Annotated in this window: 15 protein-coding genes; 6 read left to right on the forward strand and 9 right to left on the reverse strand. The window is 72.3% G+C overall.

Features of this window, described 5'->3' with window-relative positions:
• Positions 1–116 precede the first annotated feature (116 nt).
• From ABZT03_RS17740 to ABZT03_RS17770, 7 genes are all read right to left on the reverse strand, one after another.
• Positions 117–1,583, reverse strand: coding sequence for an aldehyde dehydrogenase family protein (locus ABZT03_RS17740; protein ID WP_356040097.1), 1,467 nt, complete (start codon positions 1,581–1,583; stop codon positions 117–119).
• On the reverse strand, positions 1,564–2,706 hold the full coding sequence (locus ABZT03_RS17745) for an aromatic ring-hydroxylating dioxygenase subunit alpha (protein WP_356040100.1): 1,143 nt from the start codon (positions 2,704–2,706) through the stop codon (positions 1,564–1,566). The genes ABZT03_RS17740 and ABZT03_RS17745 overlap by 20 nt, the downstream gene beginning before the upstream one ends.
• Before the next feature lie 11 nt (positions 2,707–2,717).
• Positions 2,718–3,872 carry an N-methyl-L-tryptophan oxidase gene (gene solA, locus ABZT03_RS17750; RefSeq protein WP_356040103.1) on the reverse strand — a complete coding sequence of 385 codons (1,155 nt, stop codon included), beginning with the start codon at positions 3,870–3,872 and terminating at the stop codon, positions 2,718–2,720.
• A gap of 69 nt (positions 3,873–3,941) precedes the next feature.
• Entirely contained in the window at positions 3,942–6,398 is a 2,457-nt protein-coding gene (locus tag ABZT03_RS17755; protein WP_356040106.1) for an FAD-dependent oxidoreductase, read from the reverse strand.
• A 46-nt stretch (positions 6,399–6,444) separates the two neighbouring features.
• Complete coding sequence (locus ABZT03_RS17760; protein ID WP_356040109.1) at positions 6,445–7,071, reverse strand: MBL fold metallo-hydrolase; 627 nt, start codon at positions 7,069–7,071, stop codon at positions 6,445–6,447.
• Positions 7,068–8,153, reverse strand: a complete 1,086-nt coding sequence (locus ABZT03_RS17765; protein WP_356040112.1) for an S-(hydroxymethyl)mycothiol dehydrogenase — start codon at positions 8,151–8,153, stop codon at positions 7,068–7,070. The genes ABZT03_RS17760 and ABZT03_RS17765 overlap by 4 nt, the downstream gene beginning before the upstream one ends.
• A 291-nt stretch (positions 8,154–8,444) precedes the next feature.
• Positions 8,445–9,188 (reverse strand): IclR family transcriptional regulator, encoded by a 744-nt coding sequence (locus ABZT03_RS17770; protein ID WP_356040172.1) that lies wholly within the window; start codon positions 9,186–9,188, stop codon positions 8,445–8,447.
• A gap of 409 nt (positions 9,189–9,597) precedes the next feature.
• On the opposite strand from ABZT03_RS17770, the gene ABZT03_RS17775 reads away from it, so the two are divergent.
• Positions 9,598–9,921 (forward strand): bifunctional 3-phenylpropionate/cinnamic acid dioxygenase ferredoxin subunit, encoded by a 324-nt coding sequence (locus tag ABZT03_RS17775; protein WP_356040115.1) that lies wholly within the window; start codon positions 9,598–9,600, stop codon positions 9,919–9,921.
• 439 nt (positions 9,922–10,360) lie between these two features.
• The gene (locus ABZT03_RS17780; protein ID WP_356040118.1) at positions 10,361–11,563 is read left to right on the forward strand and encodes an FAD-dependent oxidoreductase; all 1,203 of its coding nucleotides are present in this window, start codon (positions 10,361–10,363) and stop codon (positions 11,561–11,563) included.
• A gap of 71 nt (positions 11,564–11,634) precedes the next feature.
• Here ABZT03_RS17780 and ABZT03_RS17785 read toward each other — a convergent pair whose 3' ends face one another.
• Positions 11,635–12,324 carry a hypothetical protein gene (locus tag ABZT03_RS17785; RefSeq protein WP_356040121.1) on the reverse strand — a complete coding sequence of 230 codons (690 nt, stop codon included), beginning with the start codon at positions 12,322–12,324 and terminating at the stop codon, positions 11,635–11,637.
• Positions 12,325–12,743: 419 nt separating this feature from the next.
• Here ABZT03_RS17785 and ABZT03_RS17790 point away from each other — a divergent pair, with 419 nt between their 5' ends.
• The 4 genes from ABZT03_RS17790 (at position 12,744) to ABZT03_RS17805 (ending at position 17,195) form a co-directional block, all read left to right on the forward strand.
• Positions 12,744–15,629, forward strand: coding sequence for a nitrate- and nitrite sensing domain-containing protein (locus ABZT03_RS17790; RefSeq protein ID WP_356040124.1), 2,886 nt, complete (start codon positions 12,744–12,746; stop codon positions 15,627–15,629).
• A complete protein-coding gene (locus tag ABZT03_RS17795; RefSeq protein WP_356040127.1) occupies positions 15,626–16,063 on the forward strand; it encodes a roadblock/LC7 domain-containing protein in 438 nt (145 codons plus the stop codon). The genes ABZT03_RS17790 and ABZT03_RS17795 overlap by 4 nt, the downstream gene beginning before the upstream one ends.
• A gap of 9 nt (positions 16,064–16,072) precedes the next feature.
• A complete protein-coding gene (locus ABZT03_RS17800) occupies positions 16,073–16,468 on the forward strand; it encodes a DUF742 domain-containing protein (RefSeq protein ID WP_356040130.1) in 396 nt (131 codons plus the stop codon).
• A 121-nt stretch (positions 16,469–16,589) separates the two neighbouring features.
• On the forward strand, positions 16,590–17,195 hold the full coding sequence (locus ABZT03_RS17805) for an ATP/GTP-binding protein (RefSeq protein ID WP_356040132.1): 606 nt from the start codon (positions 16,590–16,592) through the stop codon (positions 17,193–17,195).
• Positions 17,196–17,350: 155 nt separating this feature from the next.
• Here ABZT03_RS17805 and glpK read toward each other — a convergent pair whose 3' ends face one another.
• Positions 17,351–18,862: a glycerol kinase GlpK gene (glpK, locus tag ABZT03_RS17810; RefSeq protein ID WP_356040135.1), complete on the reverse strand. Its 1,512-nt coding sequence runs from the start codon at positions 18,860–18,862 to the stop codon at positions 17,351–17,353.
• Positions 18,863–18,883 lie beyond the last annotated feature (21 nt).

Raw genomic sequence — 18,883 nt, forward strand, 5'->3', positions numbered from 1 at the left:
TGATGGGCCGGGAGGAGGGGATGGAGCGGCTCGGTGCGGGTGCCTGGATCGGTGGGGGAGACGGTACGTGGGGGGCGTGGGGTCGGAGGGCGGTCACGCGGGGTCGGGATGAGCCGTCAGGCGAACCAACCCTGGGGCGCGGGAGCCGTGTTGCGCCAGATGTGCTTCGCCTCGCGGTACTCGGCGAGCCCGGCGGGCCCCAGTTCGCGTCCGGTGCCGGACTGCTTGAAGCCGCCCCACTCCGCCTGCGGCACGTAGGGGTGGTAGTCGTTGATCCAGACGGTGCCGATCCGCAGTCGTGCCACGACCCGGGCCGCCCTGGCCTCGTCGCTCGTCCACACGGCACCGGCGAGCCCGTAGATCGTGTCGTTGGCCAGGCGCAGCGCCTCGTCCTCCGTGGTGAAGCGTTCGACGGTCAGCACCGGCCCGAAGGACTCCTCCCGGACCACCGTCATGCCGGCCGTGCACTCGTCCAGCACGGTGGGCGGATAGTAGAAGCCCTCCTCCAGGCCCGGCCCGGACGGACGCGCGCCGCCGCAGCGCAGCACCGCACCCTCCGCGAGCCCCTGGGCCACATACGCCTCGACCTTGTCCCGGTGCGCCGCCGAGATCAGCGGTCCGGTCTGCGCCCGCTCGTCGAACGGCCCCCCGAGCCGGATCAGCGACGCACGCCGGACGACCTCGTCCACGAACCGGTCGTGCAGCGAGTCCTCCACCAGCAGCCGCGCGCCCGCGGAGCAGACCTGGCCCGAGTGCAGGAACACCGCCGTCAGCGCCATGTCGACGGCCGTGTCGAAGTCGGCGTCCGCGAACACGATGTTGGGGTTCTTGCCGCCGAGTTCGAGCGCGACCTTCTTCACCGTCCCGGCCGCGGCGGCCATCAGCCGGCGGCCGGTCTGCAGGCCCCCGGTGAAGGAGATCAGGTCGACGTCCGGGTGGTCACCGAGCGGGGCGCCCGCCTCGGGGCCGGCGCCCAGGACCAGGTTGCCGGCCCCCGGCGGCAACCCGGCCTCGGCCAGCAGCCGCATGAGGTGGATCGCGGTGTGCGGGGTCAGCTCACTGGGCTTGAGCACGAAGGTGTTGCCGGCGGCGAGAGCCGGGGCGACCTTCCACGCGGTCTGCAGCAGCGGGTAGTTCCACGGGGTGATGAGCGCGCAGACCCCGACCGGTTCGTACACGACCCGGCTGTCGACGCCCGCGCGCCCCGTGTCGACGACCCGCCCGGTCTCGCTCGCGACGAGCCGCCCGAAGTAGCGGAAGCAGTTCGCGATGTCGTCGATGTCGTACTCGCTCTCGACGAGCCGCTTGCCGGTGTCCAGGGACTCGGCCCGGGCCAGCACGTCCTTGTCGCGCACGAGCAGGTCGGCGACGCGCAGCAGCAGGTCGCCGCGGTCGCCGGGGGAGGTGCGCGGCCAGGGTCCGTCGTCGAAGGCGCGGCGGGCGGCCGCGACGGCCTCCACGGTGTCCTTGCCGGCCGCCTCGTCCACCACCCCGACCAGGGAGCCGTCGGCCGGACAGCGGATCTCCCGGGTGCGTTCGTCGACCGCCCCCCGCCACTCGCCGTCAATGAACAGATCCGGCATGGCCGCCTCCCAGCTTCTCCAGGACCCACGCGTGGAAGATCCCGATGTGGTGCTCGTTGGGGACCAGGACACCACCGTTGCGGTACGCCCGCGACGCCATGGCGGGCTGCGTCCGTTCGCAGGCCTCGAAGTCCTGCTCGTTGACCCGGTGGAACAGTTCGACCGACTTGGACAGGTCCGCCTCCGACGCGACGACCTCCGGCGCGTACAGCCAGTCGCACTCCACCAGCGTGCGGTCCTCGGCCAGCGGGAACATGCGGTGCAGGATCACGTGGTCCGGCACGAGGTTGACGAACACCGTCGGCTTCACGGTGATGGCGTAGTAGCGGCGGTCCTGGCCGGCGGAGAGCGCGGGCAGGGTGGCGAAGCCCTCGCTGCCGTCGACGGTGAACCCCCTGATGCCCTCGCCGAACTCGGCGCCGTGGCCCACGTAGTACTGGGCCGCGTAACCGTCCGCGAACTCCGGCAGTACGTCGGTCAGTTCGGGGTGGATCGTCGCGCAGTGGTAGCACTCCATGAAGTTCTCGACGATCAGCTTCCAGTTGGCCCTCACGTCGTAGACGATCCGCCTGCCGAGCGCGAGGTCCTCGGTGCCGTAGTGCTCGATCGCGGCCACGTCGCCGAGCCGTTCGACGGCGGCGCCGAGCACCGTCTCCTCGAAGGAGGGGGGTTCGTCGGCCAGGCACACCCAGGCGTAGCCGAGCCACTCGCGCAGGGCCACCTTGACCAGGCCGTACGCGACCCGGTCCACGTCCGGCATCCTGACCAGGTTGGGCGCCGCGACCAGCTTGCCCTCCAGGTCGTACGTCCACGCGTGGTACGGGCATTGCAGGGTGCGCCGGACCTCGCCGGACTCCTCCGTGCACAGCCGGGCCCCGCGGTGGCGGCAGATGTTGAGGAAGGCACGCAGCTCACCGGTGCGGGTCCGGGTGACGATCACGCTCTCGCGGCCGACCTGGACCGTGCGGAACGCGCCGGGCCTCGCGAGGTCGGCGCCGCGGACGGCGCAGAACCACATCGACTCGAAGATGTGCTCCTGCTCCTGGCGGAAGAGTTCCGGGTCGGTGTAGTGGCGCCCGGGGAGGGTGGCGATCAGGCTGGGGGAGACGGGGGTCGTCGTCACGGGCGTGCTCCTCAGGCGGGCGCGGCGGCGAGGCGGGCGGGGTCGAACAGCCCGACGGGGTGGGCGGTGGTGCCGGTCAGGGCCAGGTCGGCGAGGATCTCGCCGACGACGGGCACGAACTTGAAGCCGTGCCCGGAGAACCCGCAGGCCACGGTGACCGACCCGGGGTGGGCCGGGTGCTGGGCGATCACGAAGTGTTCGTCGGGGGTGTTGGAGTACATGCAGGTCGCGGCCTTGAGGAAGGTACCGGGGAGGTCGGGGACGCAGCCGGACATGTGGTCCGCCATCGCCCTGATCTCCTCCTCGTGGACCGTCCGGTCGATGGTCTCGGGGGTGGTGACCTCGCCCTTGCGGAAGAACGCGACCTTGGCACCGAGGTCCGGACCGTCGATGGCGGGGAAGCCGTAGACCTGGACGCCGGCCGCGTTCTCCCAGATGTAGATGGGGTGCCGCTCGGGCAGGAAGCGCGCGGTGCCGCCGGCCGGCTGGAACCAGTACATGACCTGCCGCTCGATGGTGAAGGACACGCCGAGATCCGTCAGCAGCTGCGGCGCCCACGCCCCCGGGCAGATCACCAGCCGGCCCGCCGTGTACGTGTTCTCCGCGGTGTGCACCCGGACCCCGTCCCGGTACGGCTCCCAGCGGGTCATCGGCTCCTCGAAGTGCAGGTCGGCGCCCTGCCGGGTGGCGAGCTGGAGATGCGCGGCGACCGTGTTCTCGGGACGCAGGAGACCGGCCTTCTTCTCGTACAGCGCCACCTCGTCGTCCTTCGGCGCGAGCGTCGGGAAGCGGCGGCGGATCTCCTTCGCGTCCAGCATCTCGTGGGGCAGGTCCCACCGCTGCGCGGAGAGCAGGGAGCCGGAGACGGTCCGCGAGCCGGGCGGACCGACCATCACCCCGCCGGGCAGGATCGCGATCTCCCGGCCGGTGGCCCGCTCCAGGTCCTCGTACAGCTCGTAGGCGCGCAGCAACAGCGGGACGTACGCCGGGTCCTCGAAGTAGGACTGCCGGGTGATCCGCGAACCGCCGTGGCTGGAGCCCCGGTTGTGCACCGGGCCGAACTTCTCCAGGCCCAGCACACGGGCGCCGCGGGCGGACAGGTGATGGGCGGCGGCGCTGCCCATGCCGCCGAGACCGATGACGATCACGTCGTAGGTGGGTGACACGTGGGCCTCCTGGGCGTGCCTGGTGCTGGGGCGGGCGGTGCGAGTCGGTGGACCTTCCCGGCCACGGCACTAGCGGCGGATGCGGGTCATCTTCGGGTCGAAGAGGGGCTCTTCGGCGACGGTCGCGGGGAGTTTCCGGCCGAAGTACTCGATGTGCACGCCGCTGCCGGTCGTCAGCCCGGCCGGCAGCCAGGCGTAGGCGACGCAGCGGCCCAGGGTGTAGCCGTACGAGGCGCTGGTCACGTAGCCGGCCGGGGCGCCGTCCACGAACACCGGCTCCTTGCCGAGGACCACGGCGGCGGGCTCGTCGAGGAGCAGCGGGGTGAGCCTGCGGGTCACCGGGGCGTCGTCGAGCGCGGCGCGGCCCACGAACTCCTTGTCGGTGCGCACCGCGAAGCCGACGCCCGCCTCGTAGGGGTTGTGCTCGTCGGTCATGTCGACGCCCCAGGCGCGGTAACCCTTCTCCAGGCGCAGGGAGTTGAAGGCGGAGCGGCCGGCCGCGACCACACCGAGCTCCCGGCCGGCGTCCCAGAGCGTGTCCCACAGGCGCAGGCCCAGGTCGGCCGTGGTGTAGAGCTCCCAGCCCAGCTCTCCCACGTACGACAGGCGCATGGCGGTGACCGGGACGTGCCCGAGGTGGGTCTCCTTCGCCCGGAAGTAGCCGAACCCCTCGTGCGAGAAGTCGTCGTCGGTGAGCGGCTGGACGAGGTCGCGGGCCAGCGGACCCCAGACGCCGACACAGCAGGTGCCGGCGGTGATGTCCCTGACCCGCACGCCGTTGGGCGCGTGCCGGGTGAGCCAGTCGAGGTCGGCGGGGGAGTTCGCGCCGACCTGGAAACGGTCGGGGGCCAGGCGCGCCACGGTCAGGTCGGAACGGATGCCGCCCGTCTCGTCCAGCAGCAGGGTGTAGGTGACGGCGCCGGGCTTCTTGCGCAGGTTGTTGGTCGTCATGCGGGACAGGAAGTCGAGGGCGCCGGGGCCGGTCACCTCCAGCCGCCGCAGGGGGGTCATGTCGTACAGGGCGACCTTCTCGCGGGTGGCCTTCGCCTCCGCGGCCGCGACGGGCGACCAGTAGCGGGCGGACCAGGCATCGCGCTCGGGCAGCGGCTCCAGGGCGTCGACGAGGGGGGCGTTGGCCTCGTACCAGTGCGGCCGTTCCCAGCCGCCGCCCTCCAGGAACCGCGCGCCGAGCTGCTGCTGCCGGGCGTAGAAGGGGCTGACGCGCAGCGGACGCGGCTGCTCCATCGGCTGGAGGGGGTGCAGCACGTCGTACACCTCGACGAACTGCTGTGAACCCCGTTCACGGACGTACGACGGTGAACGCTGCGCCTCCTCGAAACGCGTGTGGTCGCACTCGTGCAGGTCGAGGGAGGGCCGACCGTCGACCATCCACTCGGCGACGGCCTTGGCCACGCCGGCGGAGTGGGTGACCCAGACGGCCTCGGCCAGCCAGAAGCCGCGCAGCCGCCGTGTCTCGCCGAGCAGGGGCATGCCGTCGGGGGTGAAGGAGAAGACGCCGTTGAACCCCTCCTCGATCTCCGACTCGCGCAGGGCCGGGATCAGCCGCCGGCAGTCGTCCCAGCTCGGGGCCCAGTCCTCGGTCGTGAACGGGAACGAGGACGGCATGTCCATGTTCCGGGCACGGGCCTCGTCGTAGGGCAGGACCGCGAACGGGTCGACGGGCAGGGGCCGGTGCGCGTAGGAGCCGATGCCGATGCGGTCGGTGTGCTCGCGGAAGTACAGGTCGCGGTCCTGGTGGCGGAGGATCGGCCGGGTGGCCTCCGCCTCGTGGTCCCGCAGGCCGGCAAGCGGCCGGGTGCGCGCGTACTGGTGCGCGAGCGGTTGCAGGGGTACGTCGACCCCGGCCATGCGGCCGATCACCGGGCCCCAGAAGCCGGCCGCGGAGACGACGTGGTCGGCCGGGAACACACCCCGGTCGGTGACGACACCCGTGACGCGGCCGTTCTCCTTCTCGATACCGGTGACGGTGTGGCGGTCCAGGAAACGGGCGCCCCGTTCGGTGGCCCGTTCCAGCTGGGCGCGGGCCGCGGGCAGGGCGCGGGCCAGTCCGTCGTCGGGGGTGTGGAAACCGCCGAGGACGATCGACTCGTCGATGAGCGGCCACAGCTCCTTGCAGCGGGCGGGGCCGACGACCTCGCCGCGGATGCCCCAGGCGGCGGCGTAGCCGGCCTTGCGGTGCAGGTCGGTGAGGCGTTCCGGGGTGGTGGCCAGCTCCAGGCCGCCGACCTGCTGGAAGCACGGGACGCCGTCGGCCCGCAGCGAGCCGAACTTCTCGACGGTGTACCGGGCGAGCGCCGTGAGCGTCCTGGAGGGGCTGGTCTGGAACACGAGACCGGGTGCGTGCGAAGTGGAGCCGCCGGGGGCCGGCAGCGGGCCCTGTTCGAGGACGGTGACGTCGGTCCAGCCGCGGGCGGTCAGCTCGTCGGCGAGCGAGCAGCCGACTATGCCGGCGCCGATGATGACGACCTGCGGACCGTTCGGGCGGGTTTCGGGCGTGCTGGACATGCCCCTCCTTGCCGGGGTGGGGAGCGGACGCGCTTGTGGGCCGTGCTCAGGGAGTGGGGACGTGCGGCCGTTCACCGGCGATCGTCGTGTCCTGGCCGTGCCCGGTGCACACGACCGTGTCGCCGGGCAGGACGAGCAGCCGCTCGCGGAGGGAGGCCTCGATGGTGGGGCGGTCGGAGTAGGAGCGGCCGGTCGCGCCCGGCCCGCCGTGGAAGAGGGTGTCGCCGGTGAAGACCGTGTTCAGGAACGGGGCGTGCAGTGAGCAACTGCCCCAGGTGTGACCCGGGTTGTGGATCACATGGAGTTCGATCCCGGCGACCGTGAGGACCCGGCCGTCGGTCAGTTCCCCGTCCGGCTTGCGCGTGGGATGGGTGTGGGACCACAACTCGTTGTCGTTCGGATGCAGGAGGACGGGGGCGCCGGTCAGGCGGGAGAGTTCGGCCGCCGCGCCGATGTGGTCGTCGTGCCCGTGGGTGCAGGCGATCGCGGTCACGTGCCGCCCGGCGACCGCCGCGTGGATGGCGCCCGCGTCGTGGGCGGCGTCGACGACCAGCACCTCCGCGTCGTCGCCGACCAGCCAGACGTTGTTGTCCACGTCGAACGTCTCGCCGTCCAGGCTGAAGGTGCCGGAGGTGACGACGCGCTCCACCCGCACGGCTCCGCGGGCACTCACAGGACCACCACGGAGCGCAGCACCTCACCCCGGTGCATCTTGGCGAACGCCTCCTCGACCTGGTCGAGCGCGATCGTCTCGCTCACGAACGCGTTGAGGTCCAGCAGCCCGTAGAGGTACTGGTCGATGAGGTAAGGGAAGTCCCGGCTCGGCAGACAGTCGCCGTACCAGCTCGCCTTGATGGCGCCGCCCCGCGAGAACACGTCGATCAGCGGGAGTTCCACCTTCATCTCGGGGGAGGGCACACCGACCTGGACGAGCGTGCCCGCGTGGTCGCGCATCGCGAAGGCCTGGAGGAACGTCTCCGGCCTGCCCACCGCGTCGATCGCGATGTCCACGCCGAAACCGTCGGTGAGCGCACGGACCGCCTCGACCGGGTCCGTGCCCCTGGAGTTGACCGTGTGCGTGGCACCGAACTTCTCGGCCTGGTCGAGCTTCTTGTCGTCGATGTCGATCGCGATGACCTTCATGGCGCCGTTGAGACAGGCCCCGGCGATGGCCGCGTCGCCGACGCCGCCGCAGCCGATCACGGCGACCGAGTCGCCGCGGCTCACGTTGCCCGTGTTCACGGCCGCGCCGTAGCCGGCCATCACCCCGCAGCCGATGAGGCCGGCGGCCTCGGGGCGGGCGGCCGGGTCGATCTTCACCGCCTGTCCCGCGGCGACCAGTGTCTTCTCGGCGAACGCGCCGATACCGAGGGCGTTGGTGAGCGGGGTGCCGTCGAGGAGGGTCATCGGCTGGGTGGCGTTGCGGGAGTCGAAGCAGTACCAGGGGCGGCCGCGGCGACAGGAGCGGCAGGTGCCGCAGGGGGCGCGCCAGGCGAGGACCACGTAGTCGCCGGGTTCGAGGTCGGTGACGCCCTCGCCGACCGCCTCGATCGTGCCGGCCGCCTCGTGGCCGAGGAGGAAGGGGAAGTCGTCCGTGATCGCGCCCTCCCGGTAGTGCAGGTCCGTGTGGCAGACCCCGCAGGCCTGGACGGTGACGAGCACCTCGCCGGGACCGGGGTCGGGGACGACGATCGTCCGCACCTCGACGGGTGCGCCCTTCTTCACAGCGACTACGGCACGGACCTCGTGTGGCACGACGGGCTCCTCTGCTGTTGCGCAATGCACGATGGGTTGCGCGATGAGGAACATACTGAGAACGCGACCGAGCGGCCGTCAAGAGGTGCGAGTTAACCCTTGGCAAAAGGAACGGGACGGGCGAAACCTGCCGGACACACGACGGCGCGGGACCGGTGGAGTTCCCGGTCCCGCGCGTGTGGCCGCTGATGCGTGCGGTGTGCCCTGGGTGCCCTGGGTGCCTGGGGATTCGGAGTTCCTGGGGCCCCGGGGGCCCTGGGTGCGGCGCGGGCCGTGTCCTCCCGGGGTCCGTCAGAAGCCGTAGCCCATCCGCCGTGAGAGCTCCGCCGCGGCCGCCACCGTGCGCTTGGCCACCTCCGGCAGCCGGTCGCCGTTGAGCCGGTACATCGGCCCCGAGACGCTGATCGCGGCGATCACCTTGCCGTCGTGCGCCCTGATCGGCGCCGCCACCGCCGCCAGCCCCAGTTCCAGCTCCTCGACCGTGAGGCCGTACCCCTGCTCGACCACCGCCTCCAGCTCGCCGCGCAGCACCGACGAACCCGTGATGGTGCGCTCCGTGAAACGCGGCAGGGTACGGGCCAGCAGACCTTCGCGCAGGGTCGGCGGCATGTGTGCGAGCAGCACCTTGCCGCTGGAGGTGGCGTGCAGCGGGGTGCGTCTGCCCAGCCAGTTCTGCGCCGTCACCGAGGCGGTGCCCCGGGCCTGCATGATGTTGACCGCCGCGTCGTCGTCCAGGACAGCGATGTTGACCGTCTCGCCCAGCTCGTCGGCGAGTTCCCTGCAGACCGGCACGCCCTCCTGCGAGATGTCCAGCCGCACCGCCGCCGCTCCCGCCAGGCGCAGCACGCCGGCCCCCAGGTAGTACTTGCCGCGGTCCTTGGCCTGCGCGACCAGGCCGCGGTTCTCCAGTACGCCGAGCAGGCGGAACGCGGTGGACTTGTGCACGTCCAGCTCCTCGGCGATCTCCGTGACGCCGGCCTCGCCGTGCCGGGCCAGGATCTCCAGCACGCTCACGGCGCGGTCCACCGACTGCACGGCGCTCGCCGCGCCGCGGCCGCCCTGCTGCGCCGTGGTCCCGGGTCTCGCCCGCTTTCCGGAACTCGTCGGTTCCGCCGGGTCCACGGCGTGCTCGCCGCCGGGGTCGGACTGCTTCTGCGTGCGGGGCATGGCTCGACTCTCACCACCTCTCGGCCCGGTTTGGGCCGCATCTGCGGGAAACCCTTGACGCGACGGTCGTCCCGCCCGGATTCTGTTGCGCATAGCGCTTGCTCATGCGCCATGCGAAACATCATGTTACCGAAGGGTCCTGATCCCGGAAGGGCTGCGAAGCCCGGAACGGGACCCGGACGATCCGGACCGACGGCGGTCCGGTACGCCCTGAACTTCCCGACTGCTTGGACCGAGCCGGTTCCGGACCGCGCGTCCCGGACCGAGAGGGGGGCCCATGATTCCCGTCTGCCGCCTCGAAGACCTCCCCGAGGGTGAGTCCGTCCGTCTGGAGACGACCCCGCCCGTCGCCGTGTTCCGTACCGACGACGGCGAGTTGTACGCCATCGACGACACCTGCACCCACCAGGACGCCTCCCTCTCCGAGGGGTACCTGGAGGGCTGCCTGGTCGAATGCCCGCTGCACGCGGCCTCGTTCGATCTCCGCACGGGCCGGCCGACCTGCCTGCCGGCCCGCCGCCCCGTCCGCACCCATCGCGTCACCGTGGAGGACGGCGTCATCCACGTCCACCCGGACGCGCAGGAGGGGACCGCCGCATGAACCTCCCCGACGCGCCGGCCGCGGCAGCTCGCGGCACCGGCAACCCGACACGGATGGGCCGCCGTGCGGGGCGCCCGGCATCGGCGGGCGACCGCACGGGCCTCGCGACGCCCGGCCGCACGGAACCCGCCGGTTACACGGAGCCCGCCGGTCGCACGGGCCTCGCGACGCCCGGCCGCACGGAACCCGCCGGTCGCACAGAGCCCGCCGGTCACACGGGCCTGGCGACGCCCGGCCGTACGGAACCCGCCGGTCGCACAGACCCCGTCGGGCTCGCGGCACCCGGCGGGTTCGCGGAACACGCCCGCGCCATGTGCTCGGCGTCCGCAGCGAACTCCGAGGTTTCCGCACCGAGTTCCGAGGTCTCCCCGCCCGGCTCCGAGGTGTCCGCGACAAGCCGCGAGGCGTCCGCGTCCCGTCCCGGAAGGAGCCGCACCGCATGAGGACCGTGACCGTCGTCGGAGCCTCCCTCTCCGGTGTCCACGCGGCCCGGGAACTGCGGGCCCAGGGCTTCGACGGACGTCTGGTGATCGTCGGCGACGAGCCGCACCGCCCTTATGACCGGCCTCCCCTCTCCAAGGACTTCCTCACCGGCCGTGCGGACGAGGACCACCTCGCCCTCACCGACGCCGACGATTTCGCCGGACTGGACGCTGAATGGCGCCTGGGGGTCCGGGCCCGCGGGCTCGACTCCCGGGGCCGCACCGTACTGCTGGACAACGGCCGCACCGTGTCGACCGACGGCGTCGTCATCGCCACCGGTGCCTCGGCCCGCCGCCTGCCGGGTGCCGCCCTGTCCGGAGTGCACACACTGCGCACCCTGGACGACGCGCGTGCCCTGCGCGAGGAACTCACCCGGGGCCCACGCGAAGTCGTGGTCATCGGCGGCGGGTTCATCGGTGCCGAGACCGCGTCCTCCTGTACCGCTCTCGGTCACACGGTCACCGTCGTCGAAGCCGCCCCGTTGCCGCTCGTGCCCCAACTCGGCGCGGAGATGGCCGCCGTGTGCGCCGCCCTGCACCGCCGGGGCGGAGCGGAGCTGGTCACGGGTATCGGAGTCGCGGGACTGCGCGGCACGGACACCGTCACCGGTGTGGAACTCGCCGACGGCCGCCTCCTGCCCGCCGACATCGTGATCGTCGGTATCGGCGCCACCCCCAACACCGCCTGGCTGGCCGGTTCCACGCTCGCCCTGCAGGACGGAGTCCTGTGCGACGACGGCTGTATGACGGCCCTGCCCCAGGTGGTCGCCGTCGGCGATGTCGCCCGCGTCGGCGGTCACCGGGCCGAGCACTGGACCTCCGCCACGGAGCAGCCCCGGGTCGCCGTGGCCAACCTGCTCGCCGGACGCTCCCGGGAGGCCGCGCGGTCGCTGCCGTACTTCTGGTCGGACCAGTACGGGGCGCGCATCCAGTTCGCCGGCCGGCGCGGACCCGGGGACACCGTGCGCGTCACCGAGGGTGCCCTGTCCGACGGCGGGCCGGCGGAGGACGGCTTCCTCGCGCTCTACGAGAGGGACGGACGCACGACCGCCGTGTTCGCCGTGAACCGCCCCCGCTCCTTCACACGCACGCGCCGCGAACTGGCCCGGGAGGAGGGCCGACTGCGGGAGGAGGGCCAGGCGCGATCCGTCGCACGCTGACCCGCCGACCGCCCCCCGGCCACCTCGCCGTCAGGATCACCCCCGACCGCCCCAGCCCGCCCCGCCGAGCATCAAGGATGCGACAGTCGCCCCGCGCCGCCCCGGCGCCGTATCCGCTCCTGGGTCCGCTCCGTCGACCGGGCGTGCCGCCTGGTCTTGCGGCGCTCGCGCCGCAGGGCCCGCGCGGTGCTGCTGGGCGTGGACACCACGCCGTTGCGCTGGTTCCAGACCTGGCGCGTCACCCAGACGTCGAGCGCGGCCCAGGTCGCCACCACCGTGCTGGCCACGCTGCTGAGCACCATCGGGAACGCGAGCCAGGAACCGGCCATGGTGCACAGGAAGGCCACCATCGCCTGAATAAGCGTCACCGAGATCACGAGCACCGCCCGCACCGCCGCCGTACGCACCGGGTCCGGCATGCGCCGCCGCCGCGCCGGTTCCTCCACCCACAGCTGCCGGGACAGTCGCTCCTGCCCGGCGTCGTCGTACGCGTCGGCCTCCACCACGCCCCCGTGCGCCGCCGTGCTGCGGGGCCCGGTTCCCCGGAACCCTTCGCGCCGTACCCTCGCGGCCGGGACACCTGTGTCCGTCCCGGCACTTCTGTCTCTTCCCGCACCCGAGTCCGCCCCGGCCCGACGGCCGTCCGTCGCCGGACGCACCGACGCCGGACCGCCGGAATCCGGTGCCTCAGGACTTCGCGGCGCAGTCAACTGCGCCGTCATGCCGCCTTCGGGCGCATCGCGCCGCTCCGCCGTGCCCATCAACGTGTCACTCCCCACCGCCAGCAGACCCTCGCCCCGGTGTCCTAAGACCCGGCTTCTCAGTGGCTGCCCGGCTTGCGCTGTTTTACGCTGCCCCGGTTGCGAGACGCGGCTCCTGTGACCGATTCCGCCCCCAACTCCCATAGAAAAGACGAACGAAGCGTCTCCAAGATTCCCGCCGAGCGAAGATTTCCGGCCAACTGCCCAGACAGGGCGTTCGGCTCCGATCCGGTCACCGTCACCGTGTCGTGGGAGGCCATCTCCCGCCATGAGCGGACAACTCCGCATGTCTCGCCCCGGATGCGGAAGTTCGGCTTCCGGACGGGTCTTCGAGATACCTGTGCCGCAGTAGTAGGCTCGCGCCGTTTGTTGACGTACATGTGTGCCCCCTGACCCTGGGGGTCGAGCTGGGGGAGGCCATGCGCTTTCGCGGGAAGTCGATCCGCCGGAAGATCGTGGCGCTGCTGCTCGTGCCGCTGGTGTCCCTCGCGGCGATCTGGGGCTTCGCCACGGTCCTGACAGGCCGGGAGGTCACCCAGCTGTTCCAGGTGTCCTCCGTCGTGGAGAAGATCGGCTACCCCGCCGAGGACGCCGTCCGGAGCCTTCAGCAGGAACGCCGCCAGACCCTCGTCTACCTCGCCGACCCCCGGGCCGCGGACGCGCTGTCCGCGCTGCGCACCACCCGCGGCCTCACCGACTCGGCCGTCACCAGGTTCCGCGACAACACGAGGAACTCCGACGTCCGCGACGGGCTGGACGCCGACGACTCCGAACGCCTCACCGCCGTCCTCGACGCCTTCGACGGCCTCGCCGCGCTGCGCCGCAGCGTCGGGCAGGGCACGGTGTCCCGGGAGCGGGCCCTCGGCCTCTACAACCGGCTCGTGGACCCCTGCTACGCGCTGCTGGCGTCGCTCGACGGCGTCGACAGCGTGGAACTCGACAAGCAGGCCCGCGCCCTCGTCAACGTGACCCGCGCGCGCGAGCTGCTCTCCCGTGAGGACGCCTTGCTCGGGTCCGCCCTCGTGGTCGGGAAACTCTCCCCGAGCGAGATCCGCGAGGTCTCCGACCTGGTGGCCCAGCGCACCCTGATGTACGACATCAGCCTGCCGGTCCTGCCCCCGGCCGAGCGTGAACGCTACGAGCACTTCTGGGAGAACGCCTCCACCGCGCCCCTGCGCTCCGCCGAGCTGGACGCCATCTCCGCGGAGCCCGGCCCCGCCGACGGCTTCGTGAGCGCCAGGAACTGGGACGCCGCCGCCGGCAACGTGCTCGACGAACTGGCCACCCTCGACGACCAGGCCGGCGACCGCTACCAGGACCGTGTCCGGCCGGCGGCCGTCAGCGTCATCGTCAAGGCGTCCGTCGTCGGCGTCCTCGGGCTGGTGGCGGTGCTCTTCTCGCTCTTCCTGTCCGTACGCGTCGGCCGCGGCCTCATCCGTGACCTCAGGCAACTGCGCCAGGACGCGCACGAGGCGTCCGGGGTGCGGCTGCCCAGCGTGATGCGCCGGCTGTCCGCGGGCGAACAGGTCGACGTGGAGACCGAGGTCCCGCGCCTGGAGTACGACAGGAACGAGATGGGCGAGGTCGGGCAGGCCCTCAACACGCTCCAGCGGGCCGCCGTCGAAGCCGCCGTCAAGCAGGCCGAACTCCGCGCCGGCGTCTCCGAGGTGTTCGTCAACCTCGCCCGCCGCAGCCAGGTACTGCTGCACAAGCAGCTCACCCTCCTCGACACCATGGAACGCAGGACCGAGGACACCGACGAACTCGCCGACCTGTTCCGCCTCGACCACCTCACCACCCGTATGCGCCGCCACGCCGAGGGCCTGGTGATCCTCTCCGGAGCAGCCCCTTCCCGCCAGTGGCGCAAGCCCGTCCAGCTGATGGACGTCGTACGGGCCGCCGTGGCGGAGGTCGAGGACTACGAGCGCATCGAGGTCCGCAGGCTGCCCCGGGTCGCCGTGACCGGCCCCGCGGTCGCCGACCTCACCCACCTCGTGGCCGAACTCCTGGAGAACGCCACCGTGTTCTCCCCGCCGCACACCGCCGTCCAGGTCATCGGTGAACGGGTCGCCAACGGTTTCACCCTGGAGATCAACGACCGGGGCCTCGGCATGGCGGCCGACGCCCTGCTGGACGCCAACCTCCGGCTCGCCGAGACACCGGAGTTCGAGCTGTCGGACACCGACCGGCTCGGCCTGTTCGTCGTCAGCCGGCTCGCCCAGCGCCAGAACGTCCGCGTCTCGCTCCAGCCCTCCCCCTACGGCGGCACCACCGCCGTCGTCTTCATCCCGGACGCGCTCCTCACGGACGACGTCCCGGACACCAACGGCATCGGCTTCCGCCTCGACCGGCCGCAGCCCTCGAAGGAAGCCCAGCTGGAGGAGGCGCACCGGACCTCGCTCAGCAAGGTGTCCGCGCAGTCGGGGCCGCCCGTCCCGGTCCTCAACGGGCCGGTCGAACTGGAGGCGCCCGTCGACCTGGACAGCGTCGGGGGGTTCCCGAGTGCGCTCGGCGACGAGGACGGCGAACACGGTGGGCTCTTCCGCTCACGGCACGCCCTCCTCGGCGCGCCCGACGAGACGCGCGGGCGGCTCGGCGAGCCGCTGCGCGAAGCACCCGACGCCGACGGCGGCCCGGACCCGGACGACCGCGCCGACGCCACGCTGTCGCTGCCGCGCCGCAGAACGCCCAAGCTGGTCAGCTCCCACGGACGCCCCGTCACCGGACGCGCCCGGCGGGAGGAGCCGGAGGAGGCCGGGGCGGACCCGGCCCGGCCGCGGTCGCCCGCCGCACTGCCCTCCCGCCGCCGGGGTGCCGCGCCGCTGCGCCGCGGCACCGGAGTGGCCGACCGCGCCGACGAGTTCACGAACGGTCCGGGCAGCACGCAGCCGGAGGCCGCCGTCGACCCCGACGCGCCCGCGCTGCCCAGGCGCACCCGGCGCGCCGAGATCGCGTCCACCGGCGCCCCCGAACCCGCCCGGAGCGCCGACCCGGCCGGCCGCCCCGGCCCAGCCCGCGACCCGCGCACCCCCGCCCTCGGCGCGGACGCGCGGGACACCGGCTCCGGCACGGCCGCTCTGCCCCGCCGCGTACGGCAGGCCAGCCTCGCCCCGCAGCTGAAGCAGAGCGCCGCGCGACGACCCGAGGACAGGCCGGAGCCCGCCGAGCGGGACGCCGACGAGGTACGCAGCAGGATGGCCTCGCTCCAGCGCGGCTGGCAGCGCGGCCGTCAGGAGAACGCCGCGGGCGACGACGCCCACAGCGACGCAGCACCGCAAGGAACGACAAAGGGGGACGGTCGATGACCGCACCGAAGCCGACCGACCGCACGACGACCAGCGAGTCCGGTGAACTCAACTGGCTGCTGGACGACCTGGTCGACCGCGTCGCGAGCATCCGCAAGGCCGTCGTGCTGTCCGGCGACGGACTGGCCACCGGCGTGTCCAAGGACCTGTCCCGCGAGGACGGCGAGCACCTCGCGGCCGTCGCCTCCGGGTTCCACAGCCTCGCCAAGGGCGTCGGCCGCCACTTCGAGGCCGGCAGCGTCCGCCAGACGGTCGTCGAACTGGACGACGCCTTCCTGTTCGTGACCGCGGCGGGCGACGGCAGCTGCCTCGCCGTCCTCTCCGACGCCGACTCGGACGTCGGACAGGTCGCCTACGAGATGACGCTCCTCGTCAAGCGCGTCGGTGTGCATCTGGGCGCCGTTCCGCGCACCGATCTGCCCTCGGGCGGGTAGTGGGACGACATGAGCCCAGACGGTCAGGGAAGAAGCCACTGGTTCGACGACGAGGCCGGACCCGTCGTACGTCCGTACGCCATGACGCGCGGCCGTACCACCAGTGCGGGCCAGCACCGCCTCGACCTCATCGCGCTGGTCGTCACCGAGACCGAGGCGGACGATCCGGAGGCGGACCACTCGCTGTCCCCGGAACACGTCGACATCGTCGAACTGTGCCGGGACGCCCCGCAGTCGGTCGCGGAGCTGGCCGCCGGACTCGACCTGCCCGTGGGAGTGGTCCGGGTGCTCGTCGGAGACCTCGTGCACGGCGAGTTCGTGCACGTGAACCGGCCCGTCCCCCCGGCCGAGCTGCCGGACGAGGACATTCTGCGTGACGTGATCAACGGACTCCGGGCGCTGTGAGCGGCGCCGAGGCGGGGGACTCCATGACGTGCCGGCCGTCGCGCCCCCCATCGAGACCCCCGGCGGCGCAGGGACAGCGGACCGGCGTCGCCCGCACCCCATCAAGCAGGAGAAGAGATCGATGATCTTCGGGCGCTCTGAGCGCGGCAAGCCCCCGGTCGAGCCGGTCACGCTCAAGATCCTGGTGGCCGGCGGCTTCGGCGTGGGCAAGACGACGCTCGTCGGTGCGGTCAGCGAGATCAGGCCGCTGCGCACCGAGGAGTTCCTCACCGAGGCCGGCCGCCCGGTCGACGACACGAGCGGTGTGGAGGGCAAGCACACCACCACCGTCGCCATGGACTTCGGCCGTATCACGCTGCGCGAGGACCTGGTGCTGTACCTCTTCGGCACGCCCGGCCAGGAACGGTTCTGGTTCATGTGGGACGAGCTCTCCGAAGGCGCGCTCGGAGCGGTCGTCCTCGCCGACACCCGCCGTCTGGAGGACTGCTTCGCCGCCGTCGACTACTTCGAGCGGCGCGCGATTCCCTTCGTCGTCGGCATCAACTGCTTCGAGGGCGCCGCCCGTCACCCGGTGGACGCCGTCCGCCAGGCCCTGGACCTGGACGACAGCGTCCCTCTCCTGCTGTGCGACGCCCGCGACCGCGAGTCCGTCAAGGAGACCCTCGTGGGCGTGGTCCAGCACGCGATCAGGTACGCGGCCGACCACCGCCGGACCGTCACCACCTGACACCCGCACGGCCCGTACCCCCGCCGACAGGGGTACGGGCCGCGCCCGTCGACGCACGCGCGCGCAGGCCTCGTCCTCGCGCCCACGCGCGCGTACGCCTCGTCCGGCCGACCGACCGCCCGCCCCGGCCTGGTCCTGAGGACGTGACCCGGTACCTAGTCCTCACCCTCCTCCAGCCAGCCGAAGCTCTTCTCCACGGCCTTGCGCCAGCGGCGGTACTCGCGGTCACGCACCGACGTCTCCATCGACGGCGTCCACTCGGCGTCCTTCTGCCAGTGCGCCTTGAGTTCGTCGAGGTCGTTCCACACCCCCGTGGCGAGTCCGGCCGCGTAGGCGGCGCCGAGACAGGTCGTCTCGGAGACCCGGGGCCGGATGACCGGTACGCCGAGCACGTCCGCCTGGTGCTGCATGAGGAGGTTGTTGCCGGTCATGCCGCCGTCCACCTTCAGCGTCGTGATCCGCACCCCGGAGTCCTGGAACATGGCGTCCACGACCTCGCGCGTCTGCCAGCTGGTCGCCTCGAGCACCGCGCGCGCGAGATGCGCCTTCGTGACGTACCGGGTGAGGCCGGTGACGACACCGCGCGCGTCGGAGCGCCAGTACGGCGCGTACAGGCCCGAGAACGCGGGCACGATGTACGCCCCGCCGTTGTCGTCCACGCTCGCCGCCAGCGGCTCGATCTCGTCGGCGCTGCGGATGATGCCCAGCTGGTCGCGGAACCACTGCACCAGCGCGCCCGTGACGGCGATCGAGCCCTCCAGGCAGTAGACGGGCGCCTCGTCGCCGATCTTGTAGCCCATCGTCGTCAGCAGGCCGTTCTTCGACGGCACCGGCCGGCTGCCGGTGTTGAGCAGCAGGAAACTGCCCGTCCCGTACGTGTTCTTCGCGGTCCCCACGTCGTAGCAGGCCTGTCCGAACACGGCCGCCTGCTGGTCGCCCAGCGCGGAGGCGACGGGCACCCCGGCGAGCTGTCCGACGGCGGTGCCGTACACCTCGGCGGACGACCTGATCTCGGGCAGTACCGCCTCGGGCACGTTCATCGCGGACAGGATGGACGGGTCCCACTGGAGCGTCTCCAGGTTCATCAGCATGGTGCGGCCGGCGTTGGTGACGTCGGTGACGTGCCGTCCGCCTTCGGTGCCGCCGGTGAGGTTCCAGATCAGCCAGGAGTCGATGGTGCCGAAGGCGATCTCCCCGCGCTCGGCCCGCGCGCGCAGCCCCGGCACGTTGTCGAGCAGCCAGGCCGCCTTGGGGCCGGAGAAGTAACTGGCCAGCGGCAGACCGGTCTGGTCGCGGAAGCGGTCCTGCCCGTCCGGGCCGCCCAGTTGGTGGCACAGGGCGGCGGTCCGCGTGTCCTGCCACACGATCGCGTTGTGCACGGGTTTGCCGGTGGCGCGGTCCCACAGGACGGTGGTCTCGCGCTGGTTGGTGATGCCGAGCGCGCTGAGCTGGTCGGCGCGCAGTCCGGCCTTGGCGATCGCCCCGGCGACCACCGCCTGCACCTTGGACCAGATCTCGGTGGCGTCGTGCTCCACCCAGCCCGGCTTGGGGAAGATCTGCCGGTGCTCGCGCTGGTCGACGGCGACGATCGCACCGCCCCGGTCGAAGATGATGCAGCGGCTGGAGGTGGTGCCCTGGTCGACAGCGGCGACGAACCTGTCCGTCATGTCGTGCCCTTCGTCGGTTCC

Source organism: Streptomyces sp. NPDC005574, assembly GCF_040605435.1.
Classification (GTDB): domain Bacteria; phylum Actinomycetota; class Actinomycetes; order Streptomycetales; family Streptomycetaceae; genus Streptomyces.